This is a genomic window from Sphingobium sp. BHU LFT2, from assembly GCF_018604485.1.
Classification (GTDB): Bacteria; Pseudomonadota; Alphaproteobacteria; order Sphingomonadales; family Sphingomonadaceae; genus Sphingobium; species Sphingobium yanoikuyae_A.
Genome location: NZ_JAFCGW010000019.1, coordinates 1 through 14,634, shown reverse-complemented (window position 1 = coordinate 14,634; position 14,634 = coordinate 1). Strand labels below are relative to the sequence as shown.

Below are 14,634 nucleotides of genomic sequence, written 5' to 3'. Positions count from 1 at the left end.
TCCTTGAATTTTTGGTCGGGTGGTGCCGGCTCGCTTAGCGAGCGCGTTCGAGCAGCTTGCGGGCCTTGCCTTCGAGCTCCAGGCGTCCGTCCTGATGCGGGCGGCTGCGTGCAAGCGCGGTGATGCCCTGAACAAAGTCGTAGACCGAGGCTGGAGGATGCCCCTCTTCAGCCAAGACCGTCGCGATGACCTTGGCGGTCTCGGCCTTGGAAAAGCCTTCCTTGCGCAGGAAGCTTTCCCGATCCTCGTCCCTGCGCGCGACGATGGCTGATCGCGCCGCCGATATCCCGTCGATGAACGAGCGAGGCGAACTATCGGCGAAGTGCGCGAGTGCTGGCGCCGCCTCATGCGCGAAGCGGTTCGCGGCGAACTTGGAGTGCCGGATATTCACTTCCTGGAAGTTTTCGACGCCCCACAAATTGCGGTTCTGACAGACTGCCCGGAGGTAGAAAGTGGCTATACCCAGTGACTTGGAGCCGACCTCTGAGTTCCAGCAATAAAATCCGCGAAAATAGAGATCCGGCTCGCCATTGGGCAATCGGCCGGCCTCGATCGGGTTGAGATCGTCAACCAGGAATAGGAACACATCCCTGTCCGAAGCATAAAGCGTTGTCGTGTCGCTCGTCACATCGACACAGGGGTTGTAGGTCATCGAACCCCAATCGAGCACGCCCGGCACCTTCCATCTTGTGTCGCCCGTGCCATTGCCCGCGATCTTCATCACCGCGGCGACCAATTCATGATCCCAGATGCGACCATAGTCCGGTCCGGTGACCGCCCGCAGTTCGGCCCGGCCATCGTGCGTCTGGAGCAGCTTCACATGCTCGGCCGGATGGCGGATGAGGCCATGCTGGAGGTTGATGCCGGCAAGCGCGGCGGGAAGTTGTCGCAGATAGGAGGCCGGGGCGCCCAACAGACTGCACAGCTGCCCGAACGACCAGTTGGTGGGTGCAACCGGCGCGCCGTCACCGGGAACAACGAGCGAAAGCCGTTCGGGCTCGTCGCTACGGGCCTCGACCCGCACCGTCCTGCTCTCGATGATCCGCGTCGTCGCCCGCTCGGCGCGCGAGCGCACGCTGGCATAAAGATCGTCTAGCGAGAGATAGCGTTCATCCTGGGGGCGATTGAACCATTCGGACGAGACGCGAGAAACATTGGTCCCGCGAGATATATCGACGCGATAGGGCTGCGCCTGCGGGCGCGAGGCAGGAGATAGTGCGTTCATGGAAGCCTCCGAAGGTGGGAGATTTGGCGATCCAGCGCAGCTTCCAACCGCGCTTCGCCGCCGCCCTCCCCCCTCCTTTCCTTCTGATCGCCTGACGGGTCGGCGATGCCTCAGCCGGCAAGCCGGCTCCATTGCTCGCCCGTGCGCACGGTCTGGTCGAGGATGGGCTCCGCTCGGTCCGTCGGTACAAAGAGCCTCGTCTTGTAGTTGATGATCTCGGTGAAACAACCGATCGACTTCAGCCAATCCCGTCGTGCGGCGGGAAAATCGCGAATTTCGAGCCGTCGCGCATCGTTCACATGGACCTGCATCAGTCGTGCAGCATCCATGCCGACGATCGGGACCCCTTCCCGCTCTCTGGCGCCAGCGATCATCTCCGCTGGGCTCAGCACAGCGGACATGTCCAAGCGCCAAGGCCTGAGCCGTCTCCAGCGCGTCAAACGCTTCGCGCAGCGACCAGGCGCCCGTCGCGTCGCCAGCACCAAAATGGGAAGTCATCAGACGAGTGAGACGGTGACGGTTGATGGGCTGGCCGCTCGCTATGAGTTCGTAAAGGTCCTTGGCGACCGACGCGAGAGTCCAGATTTTTTTTGATCGTGCGGCCCTGTGCCGGCGGTAATGGCGGCAAAGAGATCAGAGGTCATGGCAAGCTCCAGATGCCTGCAGCCAAGCGGCTGAGGGGGAGGTCGTCGGGCGCCTGAGTCTACCTGACTTCAACGGTTGGAAATTTGGGCGAGGTGCGCATGCAGCCCCGCCCCGTGTCGTTCAGGCCGCTTCGGGCAAGTCGCTCTGCTGATCAGCAGACACCGGCTCGCCGCTGGGGGACTGCGCCTCGCCATCCAGGGATGCGGGATCCTCAGGCGGACCAAAGCGCATCGCGTCCGGTAGCCACTGCATCGCCCGATCCTTGATATCGGCCTCGACGATGATCTGGCCGCTAAAGAGCTTTTCGGCAGAAAGCGCGAGATCATGCTTCTTCGAACCGCTGTACCTGCTGCGCAGTTCGGCTCCGCCAACCTCGTGGAAATGGTCCAGGATCGTTGGCTTGGCTACGCGATCGAAATAGCGTCGCGCGGTCGGACGCCACCATTGCGCAACATCGATGTCGAGCTTGGTCCCGAGGTGGTCGATGAGCATGGCCGAACGCTCACCTGCGGGCACCACGTGGAGGGTTCTGGCGACCGCCCAGCCAAGCCAGGCCGCCCGCGCCGTATCAGCGAGGGCGCAGAAGGCATCGTAGCGTTCGCAGATCCGGCCTGCATCGATCCAGCTGCGGTCGAGGCCCGCCTGCAATTCGTCCCAGCTTTCCGCTGCGGGCGTGTCGCTCTCGAAATTGCCGACGCGCGAACTGGGCACGGTGGCGCGCAGATCGCTCGGCATGTCGTAGCGATAAGCGACCGCCGCGTCAGCCATGATAAACGCGCCAAGGTCAAGGGCAAAATGGGGATCGCTTGCGACATGGACCCGGAGAATTTCCGTCTTCATGAGAGCCAGTTCTTCCGCAAGCTTCTGGCTTATCGGCGACCGTCCGAAAGCCTCATCGACGGGCGCATCGGCGCTTTCATCCCCCTCTTGGGATTCGGTATCGGCTTCTTCATCGAACTCGGGTTCAGGCTGCGGGATCGCATAGATCTGTTCGTGAAGCCGCGGAGTGCCGTCATCGCCGATCAAGAGATAGGCCAGGGACGTAGCCTTCTGGTCGGCACCCAGAACCGACGGGCGCTCGGTCAGACCCTGATATTCTGCTTCGAGCGCCTCGACCCGCTCGACCTCTTCGTCGGAATAGCCGTTTTCATCGGCATTTTTGGCAAGTGTCTCCAACTCAACCTTGATCGCGCGCTGCCGCTCTTCCTCCTCGGGGGTCAGTTCCGCCGGTTCGCCTTCGACTGGATCGAGGCCGATGGTTTCCATATAGGGGACACGGCTGTGGCAGATGACCCGCAACTCGCCGAAGCCCTCGCGTGATCTGAGCTCCGCGGCCGCCGCTTCCAGGCGTTCCTGCGCTAGCGTTTCGACTATGTCGCTGTCGATCCAGTTCTCGCTCGCATTGTCGGAGAAAAGATCGCCATCGATCCGACCGCCGGCGGCGAGATAGGCGTCGCGCCCGATGAGCAGGGCCTTGGGATCATTGCCCCGATAGAAGCCGGAGATCAGGCGGCGCCGGATTTCCGCGCAGTTCGTGGCATAGTAGCCGCCGGCAAGTTCTTCGAAGACAGCCGCTTGGCGGGCAGTGTCGGTGATGCTGCCATAAGCCTTCGCCACATCGAGCGTAATGGTCCCATCAGCGAGGGCGTCAAAGACTGGGTCAGCCAGGCCAGCGAGCCGCAGACGCCCCAGCACGAAACGCTCGGTGAGGCCAAATCTTGTGGCAACGTCCGCCGGGCTCTTCTTCTCGGTCTCGATGATCGTCTGGAATGCCCGGCATTCCTCGGCCGGCGACATGTTGAGCCGATTGAAATTTTCGACAAGGCTGATTTCTGCCGCGTCGTTTCGATTGCTCAGCAGCTTCACCGTCACCGGGTAATCGGCCGGCAGCTTGCCTTCACCGATCAGTGCCTTGAGCTGGGTTAGACGGCGACCACCGGCGGTGATCTGATATTCGCCCTTCTTGCGCGCCACCGGCAGGCCAATCAGGTTCTGGATGATCCCGCGCGCGAGGATGCTGGCCTTGAGCTCGCTATCGGCCACGGGGTCAGTTCGCCTGCGGACATTGGAAGGAGCGATCGAGAGCTTGGAAGCGGGAACCTGGATGTCGGACAGTGCCTGGGACATGAGCTTTCTCCTGTTCGCGGGCGCCCTGACCATCAGGCCGCATTCCGCTCCCATCCCAACCTCGCCTTCCCTCCTGCCCGAAGCATGTCGTTCCAGTCGTTGAACGGCGCTGCCGGCCAAAGGAAAATTATATCGCGTTCCGGAAGCACGTAGCTCTGCAAAGCCTTGTTCACGGCCCGCCTGCCTGCATGGTCGTTATCGGCGAGGAGGATTAGGCGCTTGATGCGCGAGGGGATGTCGATCCGATCAAACCGCTCGGCGCCGAGGCTCGCCCAGACCGGGACGGAGAGAAGCAAGGACGCCGAGAGGGCATTTTCCACGCCTTCTGCCAGTCCCAACGTCTCCATCGGTTCGAACAGTTGCACGGCATCTCGATATAGAGGCCCCAGCGCGCGCTTTGTCCGGCGGAGCAAAGCCGGCCGACCATTGGGCTGCAGGAATATCCGTTGAACAGCTGCCAGACGACGCGGTTGCCCGACAGCGATAAGCAACGCGGGCAACCGTCGAACCGATCGACCTCGCCCCAAGGGTGTGGCCGGATGGTAGCGCATGAGATCATGGATCGCTGGAATTGCTCGATTGCGCAGATAGCGCTCCGCTGGGGTACCCCTGACAGGTCGTCCTTCGCGCCAGAGACGAGCGGCATATCGCCGCATGTCAGCGGCAGGCGGGAACCCCTCGACCTTTCGGCGCGCCCCGTCAGGCACATCGAGCTTCTCGCGCCTGAGCGCCGACAGAATCTCGACAATCGTGCAGCCGGCAAAGCATTTGAACAGAAGGGCACTCCGACCGCACCGCACAGACAGGCTCGGCGTGCGATCCTCATGGGCCGGGCATCGGCACATGCCCCGCCCGTTGGACCAGACGCCCCCGAGCCGCCGGACAATGTGCTCTCCGGCTGCTGTCATGTGGGCGCTCATGGCAAACTCCGAGCGTCAGCTGTCAGAATGTTTGAGCGAGCGTGATCGAGATGCCGAGGGATATGCCCCCGAGCGCGTGATTGCTGCGAGATCACGAAGTGCTTTCGCCCGAGCCAGTCCGCCTGCGAGAGGGGGGCTTGGGGGCAGTTCGAGAGGCCAGCAGCCAAAAGGTGGCACGACATCTTGGATATCCTGATACTAAATGAAGCCGACCTCTTCCTCCCCCTTCTCTCCTGCTCGCCCTCAAGCGGTACGCGGTCGCCACAATATCATTTGATATATGAGCGTTGATTTTGTGTTGCAGTTTGATGACACTCGTGGCTCATCGAAACGGATCGGCCACCTCGCCTGGCTCACCCGGCTATGGTCGCCGACGCATGGCAGGGGTCGGGTCGCACCGTGACAAGCAACATTTTGCCTCCTGAGCTGGAGAAATATCGCGCAGCCGTCGAGTCGCTGACTCAGCGTCAACGACAATGCATGGCGCATGTCGCCCGAGGGCTGACATCGAAACGCATCGGAGGAAAACTCGGTATACGGTCCGGAACAGTCGACAAGCATATCGAGAACGCCCGGAATATCCTTGGGGAAATGGACCGGTTTGATGCGGCGCAGATTATCCTCGCGTTCGAGGAACCCGGCCTGAATATTCCCGCTGACACCCAATTTTTAGTACCCCCCCAATCGTTGGGAATAGATTGTGGAAGCACGATCGCGGCAACTGTCCCTGCTGATCACGAAGTCGACGGACATCCAGACGATGATGGGGAGCTTGTTGAGGAACAAGGAAGCTACACGCTCGAACGCCTTACAATCTCCCTCATCGACTGGGTTCCGCTCCGCTCAGGCAGGAGACCGAGCAATGACCTGAACCAATCAAAGGCCATCGTTACCGCAGCGGCATTGGGCGCCTTGGCGCTCCTGCTTGCCGGCTCGGCCATATCGCTTCTTACGGTCATGGACAGTATAGCCCACCCGTAAGGCCACCATCCGACAATCAATTTTATGAACCATGCATTCTTGTGGAATGCGGGAGGAGGCATCATGCCCAGACAACGTCAGATTATCGCCCATTCGATCGCCCAGCGACTGCACGCAGCTGAAGAAGCTATCGACCTTGCGGCGGCTCGTATCGCCGAACTCAATGCTGCCCTTCCCCTCGCCCGACTTGAGGGGCGCCTTGGAGCGGCGATCGGGCAGGACGCATTTGCCTCCTCCGCCTCGGCCATCATGCTGGTCGCCAAGACGCGGGCAGAGCTCGTAGCGACCCATGACCAGCTCAAGCGCGTGAGTGACGACATCGGTCTTGGCGAGCAGGCCTATGGCGATGTCTTCAAGGTCGCAGCCGGCCAAAGCCAGCAGCCGGCGGTACCGGACCATCTCCGCGCCGCCTGAGCGACGATCGTCAAGCGCTTGACTGGGAACGACACTTCCGTTTCGAAGTCGATATGACTAGACAAATGATGTTCATCGGACTTTTGGTCCTGAGCTCGATTTATGGGTTCGCAAAGGGTGGCCGGCCCGAGCAGATTGGGGCGGCAACCTTTGTGAGCGGCGTCATCGCCAGCATTGCGCTCGCTCATCCCGTTGGCTTCCGGTTCCAGGGTGTCGAGCACGGCATGCTCTTGGTCGACACGGCCATGCTGGGTGTTTTCCTATGGCTTTCTTTCAAAAGCACGCGATTTTGGCCGCTTTGGGTTTCGGGAATGCTGGTAGCCGAACTTTCGATCCACACCATGCGCGTGGCTGTGCCGACTGTGGTGCCAAAAGCCTATATGGATGCCGTGGCGCTCTGGAGCTGGATTGCCCAGATCATTCTGATTGCCGCGACCTGGCGACACCAGCAGCGGCTGGCCCGGCTGGGTGTCGACAAATCCTGGAAGACCTGATCGGTCTGGGAGCGCCCGATCGCGCGCGAGAATTGTCTGACCGGCTTCTCGAACGATTTGGGTCCTTTCCCGAGGCCCTCAACGCTACGGAGGGGGAGCGCGTCAAAGCTGTTGGTGGCGATGATCTGGAGGGGCTGTTTTCATCGGTTCGAACGGCTATCCACCACGTCCTGCGAGATCGCCTTCCACGTGGAGCCGTGCTGGCCGATGAGCCCGCCGTCCTTGACTATCTGAGGGGCGCGATGGCGTTCGCCCCGCAAGAGCAGTTTCGGGTACTGTATCTCAACGCAGGCAATGAGCCTCTATGCGACGAGGTTGCCAGCATCGGCTCCGTTTCCGCTGTCCATATCTACCCGCGCGAAGTGCTCAAGCGCTGTCTTGAGCTCGGCGCGACCGCCATCATCGTTGCGCATAATCATCCATCTGGTCGTCTTGTGGCCTCCCGGAGAGACAGGATCATGACCCGCAAGCTCGTCGAGGCCGCCACAGCGCTGGGTATCGCGGTGCACGATCATATTCTTATCGCCCGGGAGGGCAGCCTGAGCTTTCGTAGAAAAGGATTTTTGTAGGCAGGCGCCCGCAGCGATCGGCCCGGCCGAGCACGCGCAGCGCCCTTAGCAAAGGGAGAAAGACAATGCCGCATCAAGTCGTTGCTCGCATGGACGCCTGTCGCAGGCTGGTGACGATGCGTAAAGCTCTTGGTGACACGCTGGGCTATCGCTATTGCGCCAGTCCCGTCTGGGACATGCTTCTGGAACTCTATATCGCCGAGAGAGAGGAGAGGGTCGTCTATCTCTGGTCGCTCTGCAGTTTCGCAAATGTCCCGTTCCCCACAGCATGTCGCAAGGTGTACGAAATGGAGAAGATCGGTCTGGTCCTTTGCAATGCGACCGACCGGGACCGACGCGGAATAAAGGTCAGCCTGACCAAGAAGGGGCAAGGAATCGTCGAGTCGCTTCTCGACCGGCTCGCCGAGATCTACAAAACCAACACGGGAATGCGCGCCGACATTCCCGCGCTTGTCAGCGCGGACAAGCGCGCCAAAAATGCCAATTGAGGAAGTCTTAGCAACGGTTGCGTCCGCCCGTTGGCATCTGGCTTGAGCAGTCCACTTCGGCTAGATCCAACGAGTTCCAGGAGACTGGCGCTGCTCTGATGTCCGCCAACGGGCAGATCGATCTTTTTACGCCGCCTCTCCTGCCGGGTCTTCGCTATGGACCTGGTCTGGTGAGCGCTGGGGAAGAGGTGAGGCTTATTGAAAGCATCAATCGCGCGCCACTCACGCCCTTTCGCTTTCAGCAGTGGACCGGCAAGCGGCTTACCTGCAGCTACGGCTGGAGCTATGATTTTGAACATGGCCGGTTCGTGCCGACCGATCCCCTGCCCGACTGGTTGGTTCCGCTACGCAACCGCGCTGCGCGCTTCGCAGGTCTTGACGCGGACAGCCTCGCCCAGGCATTGCTCATCCGCTACGATCCTGGCGCCGGCATTGGCTGGCACAAGGATCGGCCAGCATTCGAGGCATGACGACGATCGGCGCACGCGGCCAAGCTAGCGGACGACGATCACGGACGGTGCATTTCGTCTGAAAGGCCCGTGCGGGATAGACCGCTCCTGCTTTCTTGGTGGCAGCATTCAGGCTGGCCGCTGAGCTCGCTCCCTCAAGCGCCGCCGATGCCAGTGCGTCGAAAATCTCCTCTTATCAACTTGGGACGGTGGGACGCTGTCCCCGAAATACCGTCACTGCATGCACGTCCATCATTCTTTGGGCGAATGACGGGTAGGCAGAGCCATATCATCATCGCCTTCTGCCTTGTTGGGCTGTCGCAGGTCCCGCGTCGCCGCCGCCAAGAGGATCGCTATCGAGATCTTCCGGCTTACCACCCCGCGGGCGCCGGCACCCGAGCTTTCCACTCCACCGCTCCCGCGCCCGGTGGTCCCGGTTTGGGCACTTTCGTCTCTTTGGTTGATCGTCTGCTTTCCTTCCTGAATCGGGTGGCCCGATGCGCGCCGACGTCACGCTATAGGGAGATCGCTCGACATCCTGTTCGGGGGAATCGACCGTCCCTTTCCTCAATCGGACTCCGCCACGCCGTTGCGATCGTCGCCATCGTCGACGATCTGGTCGCCCAGATGTCCTGGCCCATGATAGGCTATTTCGCTCTGGCCGCCATGCCCCATGGCCGTTCCGAACTGGGGGTCTTTTTTATCGCCATGATGGGGATTGGGATAGGGGGCGCCAGCGCTCTGGCCGCCGGGGCTGTCGCGGCTCTCATTTAGATCGTGTACGCTGTCGGGATGCTCGTCGCCCGTCGATTTCTTGATGGTGGCTGACGCGGCCGGCCTGTCGTCAGAGGCGTCCGTCGGCGATTGCAGCCCTCGAGATTCAACATAGGCTTCACCAGATATGATTTCGGCCTGTGCCTTCGTCCCTGGAATGGGCAGGCGCTGGCCCTTTCTGCTCATCTGGTCATTGACGGATTTTTCGCCGCGCCAGCCCTGCGTAGGAGGCGGCTCATCATCCTTGATAGGAGACCCTTGTCCTTGCAGGAAGGCGTTACGATCATTCATGATCAATCCTCTTCTATAATGGCGCCAAGGCGCGCTACGTGCCGGTCGACGGCGTGGACCCGGATTGAGGGCCGATTGCGCGATCGAGCGCTTTGGCCTGCTCGCGATGGTGGGCGACCATTGAGACGCTTTTGCGCGCGAGTTGCTTAAGAGCGGGATTGTCGCCGCGGCGCGCATAGCTGCTGTGCCGGTTGAAGGCCTCGTCATGCGCGGCTGCTTGCTGGCCGGCATAGACGGCATCGAATTCGGCAGGGCCAGCGCCTTGTAGATTGGCCAGCATGGCCGACCGGCGCGGATCGATATTCTTGGGCGCCGCAACGTTAACGGGGTGATCGGCGATGAACCGGCGAAGCGCCTTGCTACTTTTGCGATGATCCTTGATCATCATGTGAGCGAAAGCCTTCACTTCCGGTGCGTGGGCACGAACCAGCGCGAGTTCGGCGGCTTCGATTTCATACATGTCGCTAATAGCGGCCTGGGGGATATAGAAAGTAGTGGTGACGGCATAGTTGGGCCCGGAGACGCCTTCGGGCTTGGGACCCCCATAATATTTAGCCACCGTCGCGGATCCGTTCGACGGCCCGTCCCCCGCCCGTCCGCCGCGCGTCTGATCGCAGCTGCTGAGCATCAGCAGCAAAACATTGCCCGGCGCCAAGGCAAAGATGACCGGCTTCATTGCGTGCCGTTCCCCCCGGTGCCCGGCGCGCCAACGCCGGGCATCATGTTGGACGGCCCGGCGTCACCAGCCTGATTGATTGCCTCCTGCTGATTGGTGCCGCCTGGGACCCGACCGTTCTCGCGGCGGGCCTCCGGGCTGCAGCCGCTTGCCAGCAGGGCAAGGGAGACGGGCCCTATCCATTGAAGGGCTAATAATCGACACGATGCAGCCATGATCCTCTCCCACCAGTGATGCGGATAGGTAAAATGCCTGACCGGGCCAGACGGGTTGCAGCGGCCTATAACTTTGGTTAGCGGGCGGTCCGATTTTGGCGCACTAATCGCGCGGCAGCGGTCGACCTATTCACCTGTGTTAGCGCCATGGCGCTAAAGGGATTTGGGGTGGAACGGGCGATCGACGCCGCCGTTCGATGCGGTGATGAACAAGGGAGAGACGACTTGGCTTTAAAAGGGGCGCGCGCTCGCCGAGCTAGCAGGTCATCGACAGGCATCACGCGGCACGGACTATCACTTTGAGACCAGGGGATCGCACCCTGCGGAAGCGCTCAGTGAAAACGGCGATCCCGGTCGTTTCTCCAATTGGGCATCCAGCCGGACGGTCGTGCTGGAAGGAACGCCATGATGAGCTATCAAGAAATAGGCGGCCTCAAGCAGGTCGCGAATTGCTGGACACTGCGGGCGGCGTGTTCGGCCAGATCGGCGCTGCCACGACCGTCGCGGATGACGCTCTCGTCAACATCGCCGCGCTGGGCGGCCAGTATGAGATACGATCGGTCAGGATCGCGCTCGAACGCAGTTGGGGGGAACCGGTCCGGACGACCGCTCTGCAGACGATTGCCGATCGTACGGCCTGCACGCGTTATTTGCAGGCGGCGACCGAGATGAACGAAATCGGCGATATCGCGATGTCGCCTGTCGTATTGGACCAGCGCCGTCCGTCCATGCGGACGCATCTTGAAGCATCACACTACGCCGTCGACAAGATCTATCTCAATCAGGTGATGGGGCATCAGGAAAGCGTCACGCTCATGCTCGGCAATATTCGGACACACACGAACCTGCAGCGATGCTCTGCCGCGCTGTCAGGAGGTCCTGTCTTCGAACGCTATCTGAAGCAAATGAAGACATTGCATGCAGCGCTCTGAGCCTCTGGAATCTTCCGTTCTCGGAACGCGGCGGGCCAGCTGGCCATGGGCGCTGCTGCTCGGTTTCGCGGTCGGTGGCTTTTTCGATGGTATCCTGCTGCATCAGATTCTGCAATGGCACCATTTGTTTAGTCTCGTGCCCGGGGTTGCAAGCCTTCGCGCACAGGTGGTCTGGGACGGCTACTTTCACGCGCTCATGTATGTGTTCGCGCTGCTCGCCATCGGCGGACTTTGGCGCTCGCGGGGAGACAAGGCCCAAACGGGCGGCCCAGTCCTGCCTTCTCTTCTTGCCGGCTTCGGACTTTGGCACGTTGTAGACGCCGTCCTCTCCCACTGGGTGCTAGGCATTCACCGTATCCGGATCGACAGTCCGAACCCTCTGCTGTGGGATTTAAGTTGGCTTTTTGCCTTTGGCCTGGCGCCCCTACTTTTGGCCTGGTGGTCGCGTCGGCGCGAAGGCGCGATCGGGCGGCCGGGACCATTGCTTTTGCTGTTTGCGGCAGTTGGCCTGATGGGAATATGGGCGGGGCGACCTCCGCAGGATCAGCCTTTTACGACTGTGGTGTTTGTCCCCGGCGTGACGCCCGCTCAGATATGGGATGCATTCAACATGACCGATGCCCGGGTTGCCTGGGTAAATCCCGAGATGAGCGTGTTTGTCATCGACGTTGCTCCAAACGAGCGGCTGTCGTTCTACCGCCGCGGCGCAATGCTGGTGAGCAGCGCCGGGTTGCCAAGCGGCTGCTTCGATTGGACCCGGCGTTGATTTCGTTATTCGCCAGCGGGAGCCTGCTCACCGCTTTTCCATCTGCTCGCATTGCTGGGCAACTTCTAGGCGATGGCATATTTAACGCCAGTGCGCCCTTGGAGCCGCTCCTCGCATCGGACCGCAATTGCAAAGCGCCGCCGCCGTGCTTTATGCGGGTGTTTCCAGCAACGGCGCAGGCGCCGGAGGGCCTGGAAAAGTGGGCCGAACGTGCCGACCTTAAGGACACCTGCCTGACGGCGATGCGCACTCACGGCCTTCAGCGCGAACGCGCACTCGAGGTACGACTGGCGAGACGCCGGTCTTTCCGGGACGCACCTGTTCTGGCCGGCCTCGGAGAGGGGCGAGGAAGAGCCGTCGGATTTTTCTCGCCGTGCACTAGCGGAGCCACGCAAGGCTACAGGGTTCATGCATTGGTAGCCCTGGGTGCTCGCCTCTGGTAGCGAGCAGTCCCAGCCTGCGGGACCACAAAACATTGATCTCATATATCCAATGCGATGGAGCGGTATCTACGGATCTTGGCCGGCAGGATCGTTCCAAGAAATGAGCCGCGCACCGCGCTCATAAGTCAAATACCTCCAGAGCCATTGGATGCTGACGAGCAGGCGCTTTTGGAAGCCGACTAGCAGATAGACGTGCACGATCGCCCAAAGAAGCCACGCCAGCCTGCCTTTCAGCTGCCATTTCCCGAAATCGAAGACGGCTGCGTTCCTGCCCACGATTGCGGTATTCCCGCGATCCTGGAAGCTGAACGGCGGGATGGCCGTCCCGCTTTCGAAGTGGCGGGCAAGCGCGTGACCGAGATGCTCGCCCTGCTGTTTCGCGACCTGTGCGAGGCCTGGCAAGGCTTTGCCTGTTCGCGGATCGACGAGGTGGGCGCTGTCGCCGATGACATACACGCCGTCCCTGCCCTCCACCGACATATCGCCTTTCACTTTGACCCGTCCGATCCGATCGGCCTCAACGCCAAGCCACTGCGCAGCCGGTGAAGCCTTGATCCCAGCTCCCCAGATGACTGTTCCTACCCCTACCTCCTCGCCAGCGATCCTGACCCGGCCTGCGGTAATGTTCTCGACCGCTTTATTGCAGATCACTTCCACGCCAAGGTGCTCCAGGCGATCATGGGCATATCGGCTGAGCTTCTCCGGGAAAGCGCTAAGGATTCGGGGACCCGCCTCGACCAGGATGGTGCGTGCCGCCGCGGGATCAATATGCCGGAAGTCACGCGCCAGGGTGTAGCGCGCCAACTCGGCGATTGCTCCGGCCATTTCCACGCCGGTCGGCCCTCCGCCGACGATGATGCTCGTCATGAGTGCGCGTTGTTCAATAGGGTCTCGCTTGCGTTCCGCCAGCTCGAAGCCGCGAAGCAGCCGGCTGCGCAATTGCCGCGCGTCAGAAATCGATTTCAGCCCCGGAGCGAAGGCCTCCCATTCAGGATGGCCAAAATAGTTGTAACTGCTGCCTGCGGCCAAGATGAGAATATCGTAGGGAAGTGGGGCGCCGCCAGCCACTGTGATCACACGGGATGCCAAGTCGACGCCGTTTACCTCCCCAAGAACCACCTCGATGTTGCGGTGCCGGCGAAGAACCTTGCGGACGGGTTCTGCGATGTCCGCGGGAGATAGTGCTGCCGTTGCGACTTGATAGAGTAGGGGCACAAACAGATGATAGTTGCGGCGGTCAACTATCGTCACATGCGCGGCCGAGGATCCCAGTGCCTTGGCGCATTCCAGACCGGCAAAGCCGGCACCGACGATGACGACCTTCGGCGCCTTTGACTCCGATGCAGTCAGCCGCTCGCGAGCATTCGCCATTTTTCCAGGCTCCTTCGTGTCTTCCAATAGACCGGCGGGGTGTGCGTTCCGTCATGTCACCTTGTTTGGCACCCGCTTCATCATAAGATTGCCCCGTGCTATATTTAGTAATCTGTTGTTTGGACCTCTCGCTCAGAGAGAAAACACTTCGTAAAGTTGCAATCTACCCAATCCGCGCCTTGTCGCCGACGGCCGCGTGGCTTGTTGTGATCGTCGAGGATTCGGCCGGCGACATCCTCAGCAAGAACCTGACGGCTCGATCATTAGCGGGAACAGGCGCCAAAGTGCCTCTCCGGCTATTCGCCTGAGAGGCTGTCCGCCAGCCGACCAGATTGCTCATGCCGTCGGAGTGTTTGCATGAGGAGGCGGATATCGTCGCCCCTGTGCCCTGACCAACGATGCGTCCTCCTCAATGATAATGCGCTAGAAGAAAGGTGGAAAAAAGCTTGGGGCTTTCCGCCGATTTAGAGAGGAATGCTCGACTGCAAGCTGGTCGCATAGCGCTAGATAACTGGTGGGGGATGCGACTTCCTCGATGCGTAAAAGCGTGTTGGACCTTTTGTACGGTCGTTGCCGTTGCTACCATTCGATCAGTTTTGTGCGTCAACGAGGAAGGCGCTCAGTGTCGTCATGGATAACAGTTCCCTGCAACCCTCCACGGCGAATACCTCTCCCCATCGCGACGATTGCCCCAAGTTCCGCCGATCTCGCCCCTTTGGCGCCATTCAGCGGCCCATTTCTCAGTCCTAGGTGCGGTCGGTCCTCTGTGGATGGCTCCCGCGTTGCAAGCATAAAGTGATGATCTGGCGTCTGGTCGGGTGCAGTCGTCTGTCCGGCCTGTTGATGCAGTCGGT

15 protein-coding genes are annotated in these 14,634 nt (G+C 60.9%); 8 read left to right on the top strand and 7 right to left on the bottom strand.

Going from position 1 to position 14,634, the window contains the following annotated elements; all coding sequences use genetic code 11:
- Positions 1-34: 34 nt before the first annotated feature.
- From JQK15_RS23050 to JQK15_RS27705, 4 genes are all read right to left on the bottom strand, one after another.
- Positions 35-1,225 carry a DUF932 domain-containing protein gene (locus JQK15_RS23050; RefSeq protein ID WP_214868391.1) on the bottom strand — a complete coding sequence of 397 codons (1,191 nt, stop codon included), beginning with the start codon at positions 1,223-1,225 and terminating at the stop codon, positions 35-37.
- Between the two features lie 110 nt (positions 1,226-1,335).
- The gene (locus JQK15_RS23045; protein ID WP_214868389.1) at positions 1,336-1,626 is read right to left on the bottom strand and encodes a hypothetical protein; all 291 of its coding nucleotides are present in this window, start codon (positions 1,624-1,626) and stop codon (positions 1,336-1,338) included.
- A gap of 364 nt (positions 1,627-1,990) precedes the next feature.
- On the bottom strand, positions 1,991-3,997 hold the full coding sequence (locus tag JQK15_RS23040) for a ParB/RepB/Spo0J family partition protein (RefSeq protein ID WP_214868387.1): 2,007 nt from the start codon (positions 3,995-3,997) through the stop codon (positions 1,991-1,993).
- Between the two features lie 32 nt (positions 3,998-4,029).
- Positions 4,030-4,653, bottom strand: coding sequence for a DUF7146 domain-containing protein (locus JQK15_RS27705; protein ID WP_502956871.1), 624 nt, complete (start codon positions 4,651-4,653; stop codon positions 4,030-4,032).
- A 627-nt stretch (positions 4,654-5,280) separates the two neighbouring features.
- On the opposite strand from JQK15_RS27705, the gene JQK15_RS23030 reads away from it, so the two are divergent.
- From JQK15_RS23030 to JQK15_RS23005, 6 genes are all read left to right on the top strand, one after another.
- Entirely contained in the window at positions 5,281-5,898 is a 618-nt protein-coding gene (locus JQK15_RS23030; RefSeq protein ID WP_214868383.1) for a helix-turn-helix transcriptional regulator, read from the top strand.
- Positions 5,899-5,961: 63 nt separating this feature from the next.
- Positions 5,962-6,312, top strand: a complete 351-nt coding sequence (locus JQK15_RS23025; protein ID WP_214868381.1) for a hypothetical protein — start codon at positions 5,962-5,964, stop codon at positions 6,310-6,312.
- A 65-nt stretch (positions 6,313-6,377) separates the two neighbouring features.
- Positions 6,378-6,806, top strand: coding sequence for a hypothetical protein (locus JQK15_RS23020; RefSeq protein ID WP_251007988.1), 429 nt, complete (start codon positions 6,378-6,380; stop codon positions 6,804-6,806).
- Positions 6,807-7,003: 197 nt separating this feature from the next.
- A complete protein-coding gene (locus JQK15_RS23015) occupies positions 7,004-7,375 on the top strand; it encodes a JAB domain-containing protein (RefSeq protein ID WP_214868377.1) in 372 nt (123 codons plus the stop codon).
- Between the two features lie 65 nt (positions 7,376-7,440).
- The gene (locus JQK15_RS23010; protein ID WP_214868375.1) at positions 7,441-7,863 is read left to right on the top strand and encodes a helix-turn-helix domain-containing protein; all 423 of its coding nucleotides are present in this window, start codon (positions 7,441-7,443) and stop codon (positions 7,861-7,863) included.
- Between the two features lie 98 nt (positions 7,864-7,961).
- Entirely contained in the window at positions 7,962-8,333 is a 372-nt protein-coding gene (locus JQK15_RS23005) for an alpha-ketoglutarate-dependent dioxygenase AlkB family protein (RefSeq protein ID WP_214868373.1), read from the top strand.
- A gap of 546 nt (positions 8,334-8,879) precedes the next feature.
- Here the strand turns inward: JQK15_RS23005 and JQK15_RS23000 are convergent.
- Positions 8,880-9,377 (bottom strand): hypothetical protein, encoded by a 498-nt coding sequence (locus JQK15_RS23000; protein WP_214868371.1) that lies wholly within the window; start codon positions 9,375-9,377, stop codon positions 8,880-8,882.
- Positions 9,378-9,411: 34 nt separating this feature from the next.
- Positions 9,412-10,053, bottom strand: coding sequence for a DUF4142 domain-containing protein (locus tag JQK15_RS22995; protein WP_214868369.1), 642 nt, complete (start codon positions 10,051-10,053; stop codon positions 9,412-9,414).
- A gap of 664 nt (positions 10,054-10,717) precedes the next feature.
- Here JQK15_RS22995 and JQK15_RS22990 point away from each other — a divergent pair.
- Positions 10,718-11,200, top strand: a complete 483-nt coding sequence (locus JQK15_RS22990; RefSeq protein ID WP_214868367.1) for a DUF4142 domain-containing protein — start codon at positions 10,718-10,720, stop codon at positions 11,198-11,200.
- Positions 11,187-11,966 carry a DUF2243 domain-containing protein gene (locus JQK15_RS22985; protein WP_214868365.1) on the top strand — a complete coding sequence of 260 codons (780 nt, stop codon included), beginning with the start codon at positions 11,187-11,189 and terminating at the stop codon, positions 11,964-11,966. The genes JQK15_RS22990 and JQK15_RS22985 overlap by 14 nt, the downstream gene beginning before the upstream one ends.
- Before the next feature lie 509 nt (positions 11,967-12,475).
- Here the strand turns inward: JQK15_RS22985 and JQK15_RS22980 are convergent.
- Entirely contained in the window at positions 12,476-13,780 is a 1,305-nt protein-coding gene (locus JQK15_RS22980) for an NAD(P)/FAD-dependent oxidoreductase (protein ID WP_214868363.1), read from the bottom strand.
- Positions 13,781-14,634 lie beyond the last annotated feature (854 nt).